Genomic DNA, 17,923 nt, shown 5'->3' with positions numbered 1-17,923 from the left:
ATCCGTGGCCTCGATCAACACTCGTTGTCGAGGCCGCTTTCTCGAAGAAGGTTTTCGATGCGCTACAGACTTTTCGCTCTTGTTTCAATCGCCTGTTTATTGGCGGTTGCTGTCTTTGTGATCAGGAACGCCCATCAATCGGCGCCGAGCCAGGCTGCGGTCCCGATCCAGCCGCAAACCTCGACAGGCCAGGTCAGGGAAGCCGTCATCCCGAACCCGTCCGCAGAAGAGCGTTCCGAAGAGGCCAAGTCCAGACTCGCCGATCAGGCCGCCACCGATTTCAAAAGCGCGCTGGTAGCCAAGTACGGCAGTTCGGTGCTTCAGCGCTGATCGCAAAAAGCGCCTGCCTCGGCACCCAACAGGCTGCCGAGGCGGCTTGGAAACTCCCAGGCTCTTCGGCCTCGATTCTTGATAGTTGCTTGTTGGTCTCCCCAGCGCGTCCTTCACGGCGGTTTTGGGGTTCCTGCACCGCGACTGGCCCCGGTCGCGGCTTATCCACAGATCGGGTGGACAACTCGTTGGATATCGTTGTTATTACTTCCTCAACCCGTTGATTCCAAACTACTTACAAGCGACGCCCGGCAAACGCGCCCCGTGCACGCGCCGGACTCAGTCAGCGGCAGGCAGACACGACGCAAGCATCGCGTCGATCCGCTTCGCCTCCATGCTGAAAAGCGATTGCGGCGTAAAGGCGTTCAATTCGTCGGAGGCGGAGCGCGGCAATGCCGTCGCGATGGTGGCCGTCGCGACGAGCGCGACGATCATCGACAGTAACCAGAAGAAAGCGGCCATTGCGCACCTCGTCAGATGAGTCTCTTCGAATCCGCGCTTGCAGGTCAGCGCGTGATGTGAAGAGTACGGTCATGGGGCGCGGCGCACGACCCCACGGACGAGGGGACTTGAAGGAGGGTTTACGGGCGAAGCTTCGGCGAGGCGACCGTTGAAACGTCCTGAGCCTGCGCGGCGGCTTCCTGCGCGCGCAGCGCGCGGACAAAGCCTTCGCGTTCGCTCAAACGCTTCCAGTAGTCCGCGATGGGCGGCGCACAGCGCTCGCTCAAGCCGATGAGCTCGGCCAGCATCAGCGCGTAACCCACGGAGATATCGGCGGCCGTGAAACGCCCGGCGCACAGCCAGGGCTGCTTTTCCAGCAACGGCGCCAGCGTGCGAAGGCGCGCGTGGAACCAGCGCGCGTAATCCTCGACGATCTGCGGCTGCCTGCGCTCCGGCGGCTCCAGATGCGTATAGCGCAAGACGAGCGTCTGGGGAAACGTCAGCGTGGCCTCACCGAAATGCAGGAAGTTGAGATAGCGGCCGAAGTCGCGCTCATGCGAAGCGACATCCAGCACGCCAGGCGAATGACGCGCGGCCAGATACTGGCAGATCGCCGCCGACTCGGTCATGAAAACGCCCTCGTCTTCGAGCGCCGGAATCGTGCCGAGCGGATTCACTTCCATAAATGCGCGCGCCAGCACGCGCGGCGGAAACGGCAACATCTTCAGTTCGTAGGGCACGCCGATTTCTTCCAGCGCCCACAGCGGCCGGAACGACCGCGCGCTCACGCAATGATGCAGCTTGATCATGTGCGCTCCATCGGTTCAGCCGAGCCACGACGGCTTGCGTTTCTCCAGGAAGCTGCGCACGCCTTCGCGTCCTTCGTCGGATGCGCGGATGCGCGCGATGCTTTCGGCCGTCTCGCCGATCAGCGCGTCGTCGATCTCGGTGCCCGCGAGATCGGTGACGAGTTGCTTGCATTCGCGCACGGCGTTCGGGCTGTTGGCGACGATGGCTGACGCAACCGCCTCGACGCGAGCATCGAGTTGTTCGGCTTCGACCGCTTCATGCACGAACCCGAGCCGCAGTGCTTCGGCGGCGTCGAAGCGCTCCGCCGTCACGAAGTAGCGATGCGCCGCGCGCGCGCCCATCGCACGGATCACGTACGGCGCGATGGTCGCGGGCATCAGCCCGAGTCTGGCTTCCGAAAGGCAGAACTGCGCCGTGCTCGCCGCAATCGCGATATCGCACACCGCGACGAGTCCCATGCCGCCGGCGTAGGCATCGCCCTGTACGCGCGCGATGACCGGCTTTGGGCACGCGTAGACCGTGTTGAGCATGGTGGCGAGGCCCAGTGCATCGGCGCGATTTTCCGCCTCCGAATAGCCTGCCATGCGCTTCATCCAGTTGAGATCGGCGCCCGCGCAGAAGGCCGGACCATTCGCCGCGAGCACGATGACGCGCACGTTCGGATCGTCGCCGAGCGCGCGGAAGGCCGCCGTCAGTTCGACGATGGTGGCGTCATCGAAGGCATTGCGCACGTCCGGGCGATCCAGTGTCACACGCGCCACGTGTCCTTCGACTCCCAGCTTCAGACGCTGAAGATTCGCTGCATCGGTCATATCTCGTCTCCCTGCTTCGCTTGAATTGAGCTTTGCTCAATTTTTACCGGGTTGCTTTCGTTGCACCTGATTCAGTGTCGGCCAAAACAGTTGAAACGGTCAACTCATATCTTTGAGCGACACTCACAAAGCGGCGCGACATCGGGCATGCGCCGGCACCCATGCGCGTCATGTCATGAAGCCAACATGCGCCTACGCAATATAGTCGTATATATTACGGTGCTCGCCGAACCACGCGGCCACACGCTTCGCGGCCTTGCACGCGCCGTCCACAGTCGATCCATAACCAGAATTTCAACTCGATTCAAGGAGTCTCACGTGAAGATTCGAATTCTCCGCGCCCTCATTGGTGCGTTCGTTCCGCTCGCTGCCGGTATCGCTGCTACGTCAGCGCTGGCGGGTGAAGTGAAGGTCGCGGTCGCGGCCAACTTCACGGCGCCGGTGCAGGCCATCGCCGCGGACTTCGAAAAGGATACGGGCAACAAGGTGGTGGCGTCGTTCGGCGCGACGGGTCAGTTCTATGCGCAGATCAAGAACGGCGCGCCCTTCGAAGTGTTCCTCGCCGCCGACGACTCCACGCCCGCCAAGCTCGAAACCGAAGGCGCGACTGTGCCCGGCAGCCGTTTCACCTATGCGACGGGCGCGCTCGCGCTGTGGTCCGCGAAAGACGGCTACGTGGACGACAAGGGCGACGTGCTGAAGAAGAACGCCTTCACGCACATCGCGATTGCCAATCCGAAGGCCGCGCCCTACGGCCTCGCTGCCTATCAGACGCTCGACAAGCTCGGCCTGACGGCCGAACTCAAGCCGAAGGTCGTCGAAGGTCAGAACATTTCGCAGACGCAGCAGTTCGTTGCGAGCGGCAACGCGGAACTGGGTTTCGTCGCGCTGTCGCAGATCTACAAGAACGGCAAGATCACCAGCGGCTCGGCGTGGATCGTGCCCGCGAATCTGCATGAGCCGATCAAGCAGGACGCCGTGATCCTCGAGAAGGGCAAGGACAATCCGGTCGCGAAGCAGTTCATCGAATACCTGAAGGGACGGAAGGCCGCTGAAGTGATCAAGTCCTTCGGCTACCAGCTGTAATTCCGCCGATGCCGCTCGACAGCAGCGACCTCCAGGCCATCACGCTGACGCTCGAACTGGCGTCGCTGACGACGGCGCTGCTGCTCGTCGTCGGCACGCCGATCGCGTGGTGGCTCACTCGAACGCGCTCGCGGCTGAAGGGCATCGTGGCCGCCGTGGTGGCGCTGCCGCTGGTGTTGCCGCCGACGGTCATCGGCTTCTATCTGCTGCTGGTGATGGGCCCGCACGGCACGGTCGGCAAGCTGACGCAGGCGCTCGGCATCGGCTTGCTGCCGTTCACCTTCGCGGGGCTGGTGGTCGGCTCGGTGATCTATTCGCTGCCCTTCGTCGTGCAGCCGCTGCAGAACGCGTTCGAAGCCATGGGCCGCCGTCCGCTCGAAGCCGCCGCGACCCTGCGCGCCGGCCCGTGGGACAGCTTCTTCACGGTGGCGTTGCCGCTCGCGCGTCCAGGCATCGTCACGGCGACGATCCTCGGCTTCGCGCATACGGTCGGCGAATTCGGCGTCGTGCTGATGATCGGCGGCAACATTCCGGGGCAGACGCGCGTGGTGTCCGTGCAGATCTTCGACCACGTCGAAGCGCTCGAGTACGCCCAGGCGAACTGGCTGGCGGGCGGCATGGTGGTATTCTCGTTCGTCGTTCTTCTGCTGCTCTATTTCGGCCGACGGTCCTTCGCGGCGCATGTCTGAACTCACTTCCGCCATCGAGGCGCGCTTTCTCGTTGAACAGAGCGGCTTCACGCTCGACCTCGATCTCGCACTGCCCGGCCGCGGCGTCACCGCGATCTTCGGCCATTCCGGCTCCGGCAAGACCACCTTGCTGCGCTGTCTCGCGGGACTGGCGCGTCCGCGCACGGGCAAGCTGGTCGTCAACGGCGAAGTCTGGCTCGACACCGATCGCAATGTTTTCCTGCCCACCCACAAGCGTCCGCTTGGCTACGTGTTCCAGGAAGCGAGCCTCTTTCCGCATCTGAGCGTAACCAAGAATCTGCGTTATGGACTTGATCGGGTGAAACCGGCCGAACGGCGCGTCGATCTCGCGCAGGCCGCCGAACTGCTGGGCATCGGGCATTTGCTGGAACGGATGCCGTCGGGATTGTCGGGCGGCGAACGCCAGCGCGTGGGCATCGCGCGCGCGTTGCTGACGAGTCCGCGCCTGCTGCTGCTCGACGAACCGCTCGCGTCGCTCGACCAGAAGCGCAAGCTCGAAATCCTGCCGTATCTCGAACGTCTGCACGACGAGCTCGATATCCCGATGCTCTACGTCAGTCACGCGCCGGAAGAAGTGGCGCGGCTCGCCGATCATCTCGTGCTGCTGGAAGCGGGACGCGCCGTGGCGAGCGGACCGATTGCGCAAACGCTCGCGCGCCTGGACTTGCCGCTCGCGCTCGCCGATGACGCATCGGTCGTGCTCGAAGGCGTCGTCGCCGGTCATGACAGCGCATATGGCCTGCTGACGATCGCGCTGCCGGCTTCAACCGCGAAGCTGACCGTGGTGCATGCGCCGCTGCCCGACGGCAAGCCGATGCGCATCACCGTAAAGGCGCGCGACGTAAGCCTCGTCACCGGCCCGCATGACGAGTCGCGCAGCAGCGTGCTGAACGTGCTGCCCGCGACGGTCTTCGGCATCGCGGACGACGCGCATCCCTCGCAGGCCGTCGTGCGTCTCGATGTGGACGGCTCGCCGCTGCTCGCGCGCGTGACGCGCTATTCGCTGGACCGGCTGGGTATCGTCACGGGCATGCGCGTGTGGGCGCAGGTGAAGGCGGTATCGCTACTTGCCTGAACGCGCGTTCAGCGCCGCGTATTGCACCAGCATGATGGTCTTGCCATCCATGATTTCGCCGCTCGCGATCATCTCCAGCGCCTGCGCCAACGGCACCTCGATCGTCTCGATTTCCTCGCCCTCTTCCTCGACGCCGCCGCCCGCCGACACGCGCATCGAACTGTCGTAGTCGCCGAGATAGAAGTACAGCTTCTCGGTCACCGATCCCGGGCTCATGAACGCCTCGAAGACCTTTTCGACGTGCCGCACGCGATAGCCCGTCTCCTCCTCCACTTCGGCGCGGATGCGCTCTTCCGGCGATGCATCGTCGAGCAGCCCGCCCGGCGTCTCGATCAGCATGCCGTCGTGTCCGTTGACGAACGCGGGCATGCGGAACTGGCGCGTCAGCAGCACGTTGCCGGTCTGGGGGTCGTGCAGAAGAATGGTGGCGCCGTTGCCGCGATCGTAGGTTTCGCGGTTCTGGCGCTGCCACGTGCCGTCGCGGCGCAGGAAATCGAAGGTGACTTTCCTGAGCACATACCAGTCGTCCGACAGCACAGCGGTATTCACGATGCGGACGCGGTCTTTCGTTTCGATTGCTTCCATTCGGCTCTCCCATTCGACGATTGAGTCAGCGCATGGTATCGTGCAGTTTCGTGCAATATCAAGAAAATTCACGCAACCGATGTTGACCAGCCAACGCAAGAAAGCCATTCTCGACGCCCTGAAACGCGACGGCCAGGTGCTCGCCACCGAACTGAGCGCGAGCTTCGGCGTCTCCGAAGACACCGTGCGGCGCGACTTGCGCGAACTCGCCACGGAAGGACTGCTGCAGCGCGTACACGGCGGCGCGCTGCCGGCGTCGCCGGCCGTTGCGTCGTTCGCACGGCGGGAGAACATGGAGTCCGATGCCAAACGGCGCATCGCGCGCCGGGCCGCGGAGATGATCGCGCCGGGACAGGTCGTCATCATCGACGGCGGCACGACCTCCGCGCTGCTCGTGCGCCAGCTTCCGGACACGCTCAACGCAACCATCGTCACGCATAGCCCGAGCGTCGCGGTGGCGCTCGCCGAACATCCGGCGGTGGAAGTCGTGTTGATCGGCGGCAGGCTTTACAAGCATTCCATCGTCACCGTCGGCGCGGCGGCTGTCGAAGCCATGTCGCATATTCACGCCGACCTCTACTTCATGGGCGTCACCGGCGTCCATCCCACGGCCGGCCTCACGACCGGAGATTTCGAGGAAGCCCACATCAAGCGCGCGCTCGCGGCGCGAGCGGCGGAAACGGTGGTGCTGGCGTCGGCGGCGAAATTGAACGCGGCATCGGCTTACCGGATCGGCGGCATCGAGCTTGCACAGACCCTCATCGTGGAAAGCGCGGCTGAAGCGAAGCTGACGGAACCCATCGAACAGGCCGGCGTCACCGTGCTGCGCGCCTGATATCGCAGGGCATTGTTTCTCGGCCGCGTTACAGCGTAACAAGCCGAAAAATACGTTCGTGGCCGTGTAATTGAGTTTTCGCGATAAAGGGAATAGCGTAGAAAGATGCGCTGCACGCGGTCAACAGCCAGACGTCGATATCCGTTGTACCTGGCAGATCAGCGAACATTTTTCCTGGAGAAGGTCGTGAATCGCCTCAAGGCTTTTATCGCGTTGTCGCTCGTGGCGAGTGCCGGCGTTGCCGCCAATGCTCATGCGTGGGGCCGCGTCGGCGTGTGGATTGGCGGTCCCGCTTATTACCCGTACCCGGTGGCGCCCGCGCCGTATTACTACTATCCGCCTCCGCCCGTCTACGTTGCGCCGGTCGCGCCTCCCGCACCGGTGCAGTATGTCGAACAGGGCCAGCCCGCCGCCGATCCGGGCGCGCCCGCCCAGCAGCCCGGCATGTGGTACTACTGCGACCCGGCGAAGGCGTACTACCCCTACGTCAAGCGCTGCTCCGCACCGTGGCATCCGGTTCCGGCCACGCCGTCATCTGCGAACTGATGCGGCGCGCGTGCTGCTGACATCGTCAATCTCAGGAATCTGCAAGCATCCATGAACATCACCAGGCTCGCCCTGCTCTCCGCGGCACTCGGCCTTTCGGCCTGCACCGTGATGCCCACCGGTCCCAGCGTGATGGCGCTGCCGGGCAGCAACAAGACCTTCGACCAGTTCCGCGCCGATGACGCCTCGTGCCGTCAGTTCGCGCTCCAGCAAACCGGCGGCGTGGACGCCAATCAGGCGGCGACCACCAGCGCGATAGGCAGCGCAGTTGTCGGCACCGCGATCGGCGCGGCGGCGGGCGCGGCGTTCGGCGGCGGCGGGGGCGCGGCCATCGGCGCCGGTGCGGGTCTGCTGACGGGCAGCGCCTTCGGCCTGGGAGCATCGCAGACATCCGGCTACAACGTGCAGCAACGCTACGACTATTCCTATCTGCAATGCATGTATGCAGCGGGCGACCGGGTTCCCGTGCGCGGCGCCATCAGCACGATCCAGCAACAGCAGCCTGCGGGCGCGGCCTACACCACGCCACCTCCGCCGCCGCCCCCGCCGGGATGGCAGCCGCCGCCGGGGTCTTACTAGACTGTCGGCCATCCCGTTTCACCGCCGCCAGCGCCAGCCCTTGCCGCCGGCACTGAGCGGCGTGTCGGGCACAAAACCCGGCGCGACCAGCAGCCCCGTCACCCAGCCAACGTAGAACCGCGCGTCGCTCCAGAACTCCAGCCAGTCGTAGACCCGCAACGCCTGCACGTGCGCAAGCCACAGCACGAGTTGCAGCACGCCGCTCAACACGAGCCAGGTGACGGCGATCACGCCGGTCGCCCGCGCGCAGCGTCGGAAGGTGGTCGCGTCCCATTGCTCCCGCACGATGACGCACCCTGCGATCAACACGAAGATCGCCGGGATGAGGCTCGTCACGAGCACGTGCATATCCCATCCGCACACCACGCCCACGATCCCGCTGACCACCACCGCGATCGCCGCCACCGGCCACGCGAACCACGACGGCTCGCGCCCGACCAGCCACGCGACGGTGATGAAGAACGGCGTGACCGCCCATTGCACGGCCTGCGCGACGGCCTTGGCCAGGTTCTCCCCCGCCTGCGCGTTGCCGTGACTCGCCGCGACGTACACGGTGATCGCCTCGTGCACGCACACCGCGACGACGGCAAAGCCGAGCGCCTCGCACGCGGCGAATGCCGGCGATTTCTCCGCGTGCTTCGGCTCGTCGCCGAGACTGCGCAGCCTCTCCAGCACGGGCTCGACGAAAAAGGCCAGGATTGCGCCGATCAGCAGCGCGGCGGCGGCATCGGTCAGCGAAAAATGGCCGAAGAGCGAGAACAACCCTTGCCACAGGAATTCGGGCGCGGCGGCGCAGACGGCGACCCATAGCGCGAAGAAGAACCCGTTCGAAACACGTCTGAGCGGCATGGCCACCTCGATGCGTCTTACTGCGCTGGCGGGGAAGCGTCCTTCACGCGCTGGATCAGCGCGGCGCTCACACGCTGGCGCAGATCCACGGGAATCGAAAAACATTCGTAAGCGAGCGCCTGCGCCACGGTCACGATCTTCATGTCTTCGTAATGCCGCCGGCTCTCGATCATCGCCTCGAACGCGTTGGCGCGCGCGTTGATCTCGATCGGATCGGCGTCGACCAGCAGGACGGCGTGAGCCAGCACGGCATAGAGCGGCGTGTCGTGACTGCTGTGCGGCACGCGGCGCCAGTATTGCGCGGTGCCGGCGATCTTGCGCGCATCGTCGCCGGGGCCCCACGCGAGATTGAAGCGGCCGTCGCAGAACGACCCTTCCACGGCCTGCCAGTGCGTCAGCACGCCGAGCGGCGTGAGCGCGTCGGCGAGCAGGCGGCACAGGTGTTCGTATATGCCTTCGGAGAGCGCACCCATCGGCAAGCGCACCGGATACGCGAGACTCAGGTTGAGAATGCCCGGTCCCTGCGGCACCAGTCCGCCGCCCGACAGGCGCAGCCACACGGGACAGCCGCGCCGGGCAAAAGCCTCGCGCGCATCGGCGAGCGCCGGATAGCGCTGATAACTGCGCGGCACGATCAGCGAAACGGGCGCCTCCCACACATGCGCGACGGCGTCGCCCGCGGCCGCGCGCGCGAGCAGCGCTTCTTCGGCGTGCAGCGGATCGTCGGAAGAAGCAGCGCCGGTGGAATCGATCAGTTCGAAGGACATGGAATCGATCTCGGAATGCGCCGCGAGCGACGCCATCCCGGCATGGTAGCCAATAACCGCGCGACACGGCGCCGCCCCGCCGGCAGCCTGCTCCGGCGGGGCGGGCGCGTCAGCCGCGCTTGCCGACATGCTCCTTCAACAACGCGTTCACTTCGTTGGCCTTCTCCATCTGGCTCATGTGTCCGGCGTCCTCGAACACGCGGACGGTCGCGCCTTCCGGTGCGTTCTTCGCGTGCGCGGCGGGAATGATCTGGTCCCGCTCGCCCCAGATCACCAGCACCGGCTTGCCCGCCGACGCCAGCTTGCCGCCGGGCTGCGCCGCCTGCCTGCCGTTCGCGAACAAGCCGGCATTGAGCGACGTCAGCGCTTCGCTGACGCCATCGAGTCGCTTGTATTTCAGCAGGTCGTCGAGCATCTGGCGGCTCACCAGTTCCGGATTCGCGAACAGCAACTCGACCACCGGTTTCAGTTCGCGCCGCGACTCGGCCGTGACGAAGCCTTCGGTGTAGGCGTTGTTGATCTCATCGCCGAAACCGGACGACGAAATCAGCGCCACCGATTCCACCCGCTCCGGCTGATCCACCGCCATCTGCGCCGCGATGCCGCCGCCCATCGAATGGCCGACGAGATGCGCGCGGTCGAGTTGCACCGCGTCCATGAACTTGCCGACGAACCCCGCGAGGTCCGCGAGCGTCGTGCCCGGCACCTTCGGCGTCGATTGCCCGTGGCCCGGCAGATCGAGCGCGAACACGCGGTTCTTGTCGGCGAGCGCATCGAGATTGAAGAGCCAGTTGTCGAGATCGCCGCCGAAGCCGTGGATGAACAGCACCGCCGGCCGGCTCGCATCGTCGCCGCCACGCGAGGCATAGCGCACGCGGATGCCGTCGACATCGACGAAATGATAGGCCGACACTTCCTCGCCCTCTTCCTCGTCGTCGGCGGGCGTCACGTACGAGGACACATACGCGTCGATATCGGCGTCGCTGACGTCGGCGGGCGCGAGCACGCCGAGCAGCGCCTTCACCGGCAGCGTATCGCCCGCCGACGCCACCCGCCGCCGCAGCAAACCGGCGTCCGGGGCCTCGACCGCGTTGGCGATCTTGTCGGTTTCGACATCAAGAATCGGCATGCCGACGGTGATCTCCGTGCCCTCCTCCACGAGCCATTCGTTGACCGTGCCTTCCTTCATCGACAAGCCCCACTTGGGCATGACGATCGGTGTGATTGCGGCCATCAGTGCTTTCCTCCCTTCATGGTTTTTCGGGCGGCGTCGGCGATCTGCGCGGCGTTCGGAATGTAGAGATCCTCGAGCGTCGGCGAGAACGGCACCGGCGTATGCGGCGCGCACACCATCTCGATGCCCGCCCTCAATGCGCCGAACGCCTGCTGCGCGACCTGCGCGGAAATATCCGTGGCAATGTTGCAGCGCGGATTCGCTTCATCGACGACGACCAGCCGCCCGGTGTTCTCCACCGTTTCCAGCACGGTGTCGATATCGAGCGGCGACAGCGTGCGCAGATCCACCACTTCCGCTTCGATGCCTTCCTTCGCGAGCGTCGCGGCGGCTTCGAGCGCGCGATGCACCATCAGTCCGTAGGTGACGATGGACACGTCCTTGCCGTCGCGCACCACGTTGGCTTCGCCGAACGGAATCGCGTACGAGTTCTCGGGCACTTCGCCTTCGAAGCCGTAGAGATTCTTGTGCTCGCAGAAGATGACCGGATCGTTGTCGCGGATGGCCTGGATCAGCAGTCCCTTGGTGTCATAAGGCGTCGACGGGCACACGACCTTGAGCCCCGGAATATGCGTGAACAGCGATGTCAGCATCTGGCTGTGCTGGGCCGCCGCACGGAATCCCGCGCCGACCATCGCGCGAATCACGACAGGCGTTTCCGCCTTGCCGCCGAACATGTAGCGGAACTTGGCGGCCTGATTGAAGATCTGGTCGAAGCACACGCCCATGAAGTCGATGAACATCAGTTCGGCGACCGGACGCATGCCGCACGCCGCCGCGCCGATCGCCGCGCCCACGTAAGCGGACTCGGACAGCGGCGTGTCGAGCAGGCGGTCGCCGTGTTTCGCATAGAGTCCCTTCGTCACGCCGAGCACGCCGCCCCACGCGTCCTTCTCGCCATCCGCGCCGGCGCCGCCGACGATATCCTCACCCAGCACGATCACACTCGGATCGCGCTGCATTTCCTGATCGAGCGCTTCGTTGATCGCCATCTTCATGCTCAGTTTGCGGGCCATGATTGTCGTCTCCAGGAATCAATATTTGACGTAGACATCGGTGAGCAGATCGGCGGCGGTCGGCAACGGCGCGTCCTTCGCTTCCTGCACCGCGCGGTCGATCAGCGCAGCGACTTCCTTGTCGATCGCGTCGAGTTCCGCCGGCTGGATCACATCGGCCTGCGTCACGGCCTGCGCGAACTTCTTCAGGCAGTCGCGGTTCGAGCGGATCTCGTCGAGCTCGCCCGGCGCGCGATAGGTCTGCGCATCGCCTTCGAAATGGCCATAGAAGCGGATCATCTTGCATTCGAGCAACGCCGGTCCGCCGCCTTCGCGCGCGCGCCGGATCACTTCGCCCGCCGCTTCATGGACCGCGAAGAAATCGGTGCCGTCCACCGTCACGCCGGGAATGCCGAAGCCCGCCGCGCGGTCCACGTAGCTGTCCACGGCCGTGCCGTAGTCGCGCGCCGTCGATTCCGCATAGCCGTTGTTCTCGATCACGAAGATAACCGGCAGATTCCACACGGCCGCGAGATTCAGGCTTTCGAGGAAGGTGCCCTGGTTCGACGCGCCGTCGCCCGCGAAGGTGATGCCGACCTCACCCTTGCCGCGGAACTTCGCCGCGAGCGCCGCGCCGCAGATCAGCGGCGCGCCCGCGCCGAGAATGCCGTTCGCGCCCATCATCCCCTTCGACAGATCCGCGATGTGCATCGAGCCGCCCTTGCCGTTGCACGAACCGCCCTTCTTGCCGTAGATCTCCTTCATCATCGCGACCGGGTCCACGCCCTTCGCAATGCAGTGCCCGTGTCCGCGATGCGTGCTGGCGATGCGGTCGCCGTCGTTCAGATGGCTCATGATGCCGACGCCTGCGGCTTCCTCGCCCGCATACAGATGCACGAAGCCGGGAATGTCGCCGCGGCCGAAATCGACGTGCAGACGCTCCTCGAAATCGCGGATCGTGCGCATCTTGCGATAGACGCTCAACAGTTCGTCCTTCGAGAGCGGCAAGCCGCCCGCATGCTGCGTTGCTGTCATCTCTGTCTCCTTGGGGTGGGTCTAGCGAATCGTGCCGGTGCTGCGCATGGGCTGGCGCATCAGCCCGGACGCCGCCGCGTAACGCATGCACGCGGCCACGTCGATACTGCGAAAAGCGTTCTCCCTGAGCGTGACGGTTACTTCGTCATCGGGACCGAAGGCCAGCTCGCGTTCGCCGTCGAGCGCGACGATGCCGGTGCGCTGTCGCACGCGATGCGGCACGCCATCGGCGAGACGCGTCCAGCTTGCAATCGGCACGGACTCCATCAGCCCGGGCGCGATCGGCGCGCACAGATCGAACTCGCCTTCGCCGGGCGCGGCGAGTTGCACCGCGAGGCCGCCGCGATCGTGACGGCCGAGCGGTTCGAGCAGGCCCGCGATAGCCGACATGCCGATCGCCTGCGGATCGGCATAGGACACATAGACGGCGGCGAGCGTCTCGATCTTCCACAGCGCCCGCGCGCCGATGAAGTGCTCGTGCGAGATCACGGCGTCGACCAGCGCGATGTCGTGGCGCACGCTGCCGTCGCGAGCGCGAATCTCGATGTCGAGCCGTTTGTTCGACGCCAGCGCTTCGTTGGCGGGCACGCGCGCGCTGGCATAAAGGCCGGTCGCGAGACCGGAGATGGTGGGCTCGCGCATTTCCGGATAGGCGTTGTTCGTCCCGGTCGACAACCCGGCGAGCGGCACTTCTCCGCACTCGCGCACGACCGCGCGATGGGTGCCGTCGCCGCCGAGCACGAGCAGCGCATCGACGCCCGCTTCGCGCATCATGCGCGCGGCGCGGAAGGTGTCGTCGACGCGCGCGGTGACGGGCATGTCGAGGAACTCGACAGCCGCGAGTCCGGCATCCGGACCTTGCTTGCGCGCGAGATGCCGTTGGAGCATGACCTTGAGGCCTTCGCGGTCGGGCATCATCAGCACGCGCGGCACGCCGCTCGCCGCCAGCGAGGAGAGCAGCCGCAACACGATGTTCACGCGGTCGGCGAGTTGCAGACTATTGGCGTTGGCGATGACGCGCCGGATGTCCCGCGCCGAAACCGGATTGGCGATGATGCCGACGAGCGGCGTTGCGTTTGCACGCATGCCTGTGTCTCCGTTCTGTGTTTTGTGCGGCGATAAAGGCAAGCGTTATGCCAATCGAACGGAGCCGTTCAGCGGGGAAAAAGCGCGGGAATACCCGCGGAAATCGCGGGTGTAACGGGCGCCGCCGTGACAGGTGTCACAGCGGCAGGTGTCTCACGGTGGACAGGCGTATCGCGCGTTCAGTGGCCGTCGCGCTGATTGGGCGACTGGATGCCATAGCGCGCCATGCGCCGGTACAGCGTCATGCGGCTCACGCCGATCTGTCGCGCAACCGCGCTCAGATTCCAGCTCGCCGCGCGCAGGTACTGCATCAGCAGCATGCCTTCGGGCGGCAGGCGATGCGGATCGAACGCCTCGACGGCGCGCGGCGCGTCATCCGGCAGCGCGACGTGGCTCAGGCCTTCCGGCAGGTCGTCGATCTCGATCACGCCGTTCGAACACACCGCCCGCGCATAGCGCAGCGCATTGCACAATTCGCGCAGATTCCCCGGCCAGTCATGCCGATGCAGCCGCTCACGCGCGCCGGCTGAGAGCGTCACCGTGGGGCGCGCGGTGTCGTCGCCTTCTTCGAGAAACCTGCGGATCAGCCAGTCGAGGTCGGTGCGCTCGCGCAGCGGCGGCAACGTGAAGCGCGCGCCGTTCAACCGGTAGTACAGGTCTTCGCGGAAACGTCCGTCCTGCATGAGCGCGTCGAGCGACTGATGTGTCGCCGAGATCACGCGCACATCGACGGACACGGGCCGCGATGCGCCGATCGCCAGCACCTCGCCCTCCGCCAGCACGCGCAACAGACGCGATTGCAGTTCGCGCGGCATGTCGCCGATTTCATCGAGGAACAGCGTGCCGCCATCGGCTTCCTGGATCAGCCCGCGCTTCGCCTTCGCGCCCGCTCCGGAAAAGCTGTTCGGCAGATGGCCGAACAGTTCGCTTTCGATCAGCGTCTCCGGAATCGCCGCGCAATTCACCGCGACGAACGGACCCGCGCGGCGCGCGCTCGCACGATGCAGCGCCTTCGCGAAGAACTCCTTGCCGCTGCCGGTTTCGCCGTTGACGAGCAGGTTGATCGGCGCATCGGCGAGTTTGGCCGCGCGTTCCAGCTGACGCGTCAAGGCGGCATCGCCGCCGCATAGCGCCGCAAGCGGCGCGGGCACGTCCACCGTGCGCGGCCGGTTGGCGCTCGTCGCCGGCGCGATGCACGGCGCGGGCGGCATCACGCTCAGGTAAAGGAACGCGCCGGATTTCGCGAGCGGCACCGCGCGCAGTTCGCTCGGCCGTGAATAGACGAAGCGGCCGAGCTCTTCGAGACGCGCGTCGAAGAGCGTGTCGAACGGCACGCCGATGAGCGACGCCGCCGGTTCGCCCGGCGCGACCGGCCGGCCGATTTCCGCCGCCAGCATCGTATGCGCGCGCCGGTTATGGCCGACGATGCGTCCGCCCGCATCGAGCGCAATCAGGTATTCAGGATCGACGTCGACGAATTCCGGCGACGCGTTCAGCTTCAGGATCCAGTCCTGCCGATGCGTGCGCAGGAAGTTGGCGTTCTCGATATGCCCCGCGTAGATGCGCACGAGTTGCAGCGCAAGGTTCTGACTGTCGCGCGCCTGCGGCGAAACGAGCGCGGAGATATCGAGGATCGCGGAAAGCGCGCCGCGCGAATCGTAGAGCGGCGCCGCCGTGCAGGTGAGCGGAATGTGCGTGGCGTCGAAATGATCGAGCTGATGGACGGTCAGCGCCTGGCCGGTGGTCAGCGCGGTGCCCACCGCACAGGTGCCCGCGCCCGCTTCGCTCCACTCCGCGCCGAGATAGAGGCCCGCGCGGCGCAATGCGGCATCGGTATTGGCGTCGCCGATGTAATCGACGGTCACGCCCAGCGCATCCGTCAGCAAGACGACGTAGCCCATGCCGGCGACTTGCTCGTACAGCGTCTCGAGACCGTGACGGGCGATGCGCGCGAAGTCGTCGATGCGCTGCTGATGCTCGCGCAGCCGCGTCTGCGGCAGGATGCGCGCCTCCTGCATGCGCGACGGGTCCAGTCCGTATTGATGCACGCAACGCCGCCAGGACGATTCGATGATGCTTTCGTGCAGGCGCTGTGGCGCAAGCGATTGCGTCCGCGTGGTGGCCGCGACGACTGCCTCGATGTGCTCGCGTTGCCGCATGTCCATGCGTGCTCTCCTTGGTGTCTCCAGCGTCGGGCATTGGTGGGCGCACGCGGCGCGCTTTCGTTTTGATCGCCTCGGGTCAGTCGTGTTGTGGTGTGCTGTGCTGTGTGTCGTGCTGGGCCGCTCGTACGCGGATTTCACCGATTCGCACGAGCGTGTCTCAGGCCATATGATGCTCGAATCGGCAGGACGCGTCATGCGGCAGGAGCGCTGCGCCGCAGCATGACGTCGAAACAAGCCGGACCACTACGGAGACTCAGGATGACGAAGATCGCCTACGAAGATTTCGAGCGACAGGTCGTGCAGCATCACCTCATCAAGGGCAACGTGTACGAGAACGGCGCGGCGCTCGTCGAGCGCGCGAATCAGTGGATTGCGGAAAACGCGGTGGATGTATTGAACGTCGAGAGCCTCTCGACGTTCGGCGCCGGCGACGATACCAGCGTGAGCCACTGGTATTCAGGCATTCGCGTCTGGTATCGGGTCGGGTAACGGTCAGCCGCGGCCGACGAACGGCATCTTCGTCGCCATCACCGTGTGGAACAGGACGTTGGCCTCGAGCGGCAGGTCCGCCATGTAAAGCACCGACTGGCCGACGATCTTCACGTCCATCATCGCCTCCACCGCGATCTCGCCGTTCGCCTGCGGCACGCCTTTCGACATGCGCTCCGAAAGCTCCGTCATCGCATTGCCGACGTCGATCTGACCCACCGCGATGTCGTACTTGCGGCCATCGAGCGAGGCGGTTTTCGTCAGGCCTTGAACCGCGTGCTTCGTCGCGGTGTATGCGGCCGAGTTCGGGCGCGGGGCGCTGGCGGAAATCGAACCGTTGTTGATGATGCGGCCGCCCATCGGCGTTTGCGCCTTCATCGTGCGGAACGCCTGCTGGAGGCAATAGAACATGCCGTTCAGATTGATGTCGACGACATTCCGCCATTGCTCCGGTGTCCAGTCCTCGAACGGCCCGGGCGGGTTCGTCACGCCGGCGTTATTGAACAGCAGGTCGACGCGGCCGAAATGTTCGACCGCGGTCCTGAAGCACTGCGCCACGGATTCCGGATCCGACACGTCCGTCGGCACGGCGAGCGCGCGACCGGCTGCGTCGGCTTCGTCGATGACCGCTTGCAGCGGCGCCGGCCGACGTCCCGCCAGTACGACCGACCAGCCGTCGCCGAGGAGCGCCAACGCCGCCGCCCGGCCAATTCCGCTACCCGCTCCGGTGACGATGGCAATTCGTTGAGACTGATTGGCTGCGTCGGACATATCGGCGTTCTCCTGTTGTTGGGCGCGCAACAGCTGCGCGCTGAATTCGGGAGAACATTATCGCCGTGTTCGTGCGGTTCCTGCGACTTCAGCGATTACGCGAGGCTTCCGTCGTGACCGGGCCGGCCGTCGTCGTGTTGCGCGCGTCGCGTCCGTCGCAGAAGACCGCGGTCATCAGCATCGGCACGACCTGCTTCACCACGGCCGTGCTGCCGGACTCCCGCACTTTCGCTTCGACCGTTTCCGCAGCCGCAAGGACCACGACGCCATAGGAGGATTCGCTGATCGGCTGGCCGCTGCCGCGCTTGAACATGTCGTCGCCCTGCTCGTAGCCCAGCACCGCATAGACGCGGAAACCGTAAGCCGTGAGCTGACTGCCTTGCATCGGCTTGAAGGCGTTGACGGAGTTGGATTCGACGCGCATCGGCCGGGCGTCAATGGATTTGTCGGCGACCAGCGGCGCAATGAAGCGGTGCGCGCTGGACTTGCAGTCGAGCTGACTTTCGAGCGGGGTGGCTTCGCACAGGCTGGGCAGCAGTCCCCCGACCACGGCAGCGAATGCGGTGAGCATTGCGAGAGGAGCGGTTTTCATGGCAGCGATAAAACCTGTCGGTTTGTAGGCCAACACAGATGCACGGGCATCCGCATCGATGCAATAAGCGAGCCAGTGAATCGGTTCGCACGTTGCGCAGCGCTGCATGCTTCCCGCAAGGGGCATGGCTT

21 protein-coding genes are annotated in these 17,923 nt (G+C 65.3%); 8 read left to right on the top strand and 13 right to left on the bottom strand.

Annotation, left to right across the window (positions count from 1 at the left end; genetic code table 11):
- Positions 1–57 precede the first annotated feature (57 nt).
- On the top strand, positions 58–330 hold the full coding sequence (locus QCE62_RS21465; protein WP_309922990.1) for a hypothetical protein: 273 nt from the start codon (positions 58–60) through the stop codon (positions 328–330).
- 279 nt (positions 331–609) lie between these two features.
- On the opposite strand, the gene QCE62_RS21460 is transcribed toward QCE62_RS21465, so the two are convergent.
- From QCE62_RS21460 to QCE62_RS21450, 3 genes are all read right to left on the bottom strand, one after another.
- Positions 610–792 (bottom strand): hypothetical protein, encoded by a 183-nt coding sequence (locus tag QCE62_RS21460; protein WP_309818160.1) that lies wholly within the window; start codon positions 790–792, stop codon positions 610–612.
- A gap of 119 nt (positions 793–911) precedes the next feature.
- Positions 912–1,580, bottom strand: a complete 669-nt coding sequence (locus QCE62_RS21455; RefSeq protein WP_309922989.1) for a glutathione S-transferase family protein — start codon at positions 1,578–1,580, stop codon at positions 912–914.
- A gap of 15 nt (positions 1,581–1,595) precedes the next feature.
- Positions 1,596–2,393 (bottom strand): enoyl-CoA hydratase/isomerase family protein, encoded by a 798-nt coding sequence (locus QCE62_RS21450; RefSeq protein ID WP_309922987.1) that lies wholly within the window; start codon positions 2,391–2,393, stop codon positions 1,596–1,598.
- A gap of 318 nt (positions 2,394–2,711) precedes the next feature.
- Here QCE62_RS21450 and modA point away from each other — a divergent pair, with 318 nt between their 5' ends.
- From modA to modC, 3 genes are read left to right on the top strand one after another with little or no spacing between them, the layout of a single operon-like run.
- Positions 2,712–3,479: a molybdate ABC transporter substrate-binding protein gene (gene modA, locus QCE62_RS21445; RefSeq protein WP_309922985.1), complete on the top strand. Its 768-nt coding sequence runs from the start codon at positions 2,712–2,714 to the stop codon at positions 3,477–3,479.
- Between the two features lie 8 nt (positions 3,480–3,487).
- Complete coding sequence (modB, locus tag QCE62_RS21440) at positions 3,488–4,168, top strand: molybdate ABC transporter permease subunit (protein ID WP_309922983.1); 681 nt, start codon at positions 3,488–3,490, stop codon at positions 4,166–4,168.
- The gene (modC, locus tag QCE62_RS21435) at positions 4,161–5,264 is read left to right on the top strand and encodes a molybdenum ABC transporter ATP-binding protein (RefSeq protein WP_309922981.1); all 1,104 of its coding nucleotides are present in this window, start codon (positions 4,161–4,163) and stop codon (positions 5,262–5,264) included. The genes modB and modC overlap by 8 nt, the downstream gene beginning before the upstream one ends.
- Here the strand turns inward: modC and QCE62_RS21430 are convergent.
- Positions 5,253–5,849 (bottom strand): NUDIX domain-containing protein, encoded by a 597-nt coding sequence (locus QCE62_RS21430; RefSeq protein ID WP_309922979.1) that lies wholly within the window; start codon positions 5,847–5,849, stop codon positions 5,253–5,255. The two genes, modC and QCE62_RS21430, sit on opposite strands and share 12 nt — an antisense overlap.
- Positions 5,850–5,928: 79 nt before the next feature.
- Here QCE62_RS21430 and QCE62_RS21425 point away from each other — a divergent pair, with 79 nt between their 5' ends.
- From QCE62_RS21425 to QCE62_RS21415, 3 genes are all read left to right on the top strand, one after another.
- The gene (locus QCE62_RS21425; protein ID WP_309922977.1) at positions 5,929–6,684 is read left to right on the top strand and encodes a DeoR/GlpR family DNA-binding transcription regulator; all 756 of its coding nucleotides are present in this window, start codon (positions 5,929–5,931) and stop codon (positions 6,682–6,684) included.
- 186 nt (positions 6,685–6,870) lie between these two features.
- Positions 6,871–7,230 carry a hypothetical protein gene (locus QCE62_RS21420; protein ID WP_309922975.1) on the top strand — a complete coding sequence of 120 codons (360 nt, stop codon included), beginning with the start codon at positions 6,871–6,873 and terminating at the stop codon, positions 7,228–7,230.
- Positions 7,231–7,281: 51 nt separating this feature from the next.
- Positions 7,282–7,809 carry a hypothetical protein gene (locus QCE62_RS21415; protein WP_309922973.1) on the top strand — a complete coding sequence of 176 codons (528 nt, stop codon included), beginning with the start codon at positions 7,282–7,284 and terminating at the stop codon, positions 7,807–7,809.
- An 18-nt stretch (positions 7,810–7,827) separates the two neighbouring features.
- On the opposite strand, the gene QCE62_RS21410 is transcribed toward QCE62_RS21415, so the two are convergent.
- The 7 genes from QCE62_RS21410 to QCE62_RS21380 form a co-directional block, all read right to left on the bottom strand.
- Positions 7,828–8,658, bottom strand: coding sequence for a hypothetical protein (locus QCE62_RS21410; RefSeq protein ID WP_309922971.1), 831 nt, complete (start codon positions 8,656–8,658; stop codon positions 7,828–7,830).
- 17 nt (positions 8,659–8,675) lie between these two features.
- Positions 8,676–9,425 (bottom strand): lipoyl protein ligase domain-containing protein, encoded by a 750-nt coding sequence (locus tag QCE62_RS21405; protein ID WP_309922969.1) that lies wholly within the window; start codon positions 9,423–9,425, stop codon positions 8,676–8,678.
- 109 nt (positions 9,426–9,534) lie between these two features.
- Complete coding sequence (locus QCE62_RS21400; protein WP_309922967.1) at positions 9,535–10,659, bottom strand: acetoin dehydrogenase dihydrolipoyllysine-residue acetyltransferase subunit; 1,125 nt, start codon at positions 10,657–10,659, stop codon at positions 9,535–9,537.
- Positions 10,659–11,675, bottom strand: coding sequence for an alpha-ketoacid dehydrogenase subunit beta (locus QCE62_RS21395; RefSeq protein WP_309922965.1), 1,017 nt, complete (start codon positions 11,673–11,675; stop codon positions 10,659–10,661). Before QCE62_RS21395 ends, QCE62_RS21400 begins: the two co-directional genes overlap by 1 nt.
- A gap of 18 nt (positions 11,676–11,693) precedes the next feature.
- Positions 11,694–12,689 carry a thiamine pyrophosphate-dependent dehydrogenase E1 component subunit alpha gene (locus QCE62_RS21390; protein WP_309818129.1) on the bottom strand — a complete coding sequence of 332 codons (996 nt, stop codon included), beginning with the start codon at positions 12,687–12,689 and terminating at the stop codon, positions 11,694–11,696.
- 21 nt (positions 12,690–12,710) lie between these two features.
- On the bottom strand, positions 12,711–13,775 hold the full coding sequence (locus tag QCE62_RS21385) for an NAD(+)/NADH kinase (RefSeq protein WP_309922963.1): 1,065 nt from the start codon (positions 13,773–13,775) through the stop codon (positions 12,711–12,713).
- 179 nt (positions 13,776–13,954) lie between these two features.
- Complete coding sequence (locus tag QCE62_RS21380) at positions 13,955–15,940, bottom strand: sigma-54-dependent Fis family transcriptional regulator (RefSeq protein WP_309922961.1); 1,986 nt, start codon at positions 15,938–15,940, stop codon at positions 13,955–13,957.
- 258 nt (positions 15,941–16,198) lie between these two features.
- Here QCE62_RS21380 and QCE62_RS21375 point away from each other — a divergent pair, with 258 nt between their 5' ends.
- Positions 16,199–16,429 carry a hypothetical protein gene (locus QCE62_RS21375; protein WP_309818124.1) on the top strand — a complete coding sequence of 77 codons (231 nt, stop codon included), beginning with the start codon at positions 16,199–16,201 and terminating at the stop codon, positions 16,427–16,429.
- Positions 16,430–16,432: 3 nt separating this feature from the next.
- Here QCE62_RS21375 and QCE62_RS21370 read toward each other — a convergent pair whose 3' ends face one another.
- Both QCE62_RS21370 and QCE62_RS21365 read right to left on the bottom strand, forming a co-directional pair.
- Entirely contained in the window at positions 16,433–17,200 is a 768-nt protein-coding gene (locus tag QCE62_RS21370; protein ID WP_309922959.1) for an SDR family oxidoreductase, read from the bottom strand.
- 88 nt (positions 17,201–17,288) lie between these two features.
- Positions 17,289–17,792: a hypothetical protein gene (locus tag QCE62_RS21365; protein WP_309922957.1), complete on the bottom strand. Its 504-nt coding sequence runs from the start codon at positions 17,790–17,792 to the stop codon at positions 17,289–17,291.
- Positions 17,793–17,923 lie beyond the last annotated feature (131 nt).

Source organism: Caballeronia sp. LZ033, assembly GCF_031451265.1.
In the GTDB taxonomy this organism is placed as follows: Bacteria; Pseudomonadota; Gammaproteobacteria; order Burkholderiales; family Burkholderiaceae; genus Caballeronia.
Note: the sequence above shows the minus strand (reverse complement) of the source record. Positions and strands in the feature narration are given on the sequence as shown.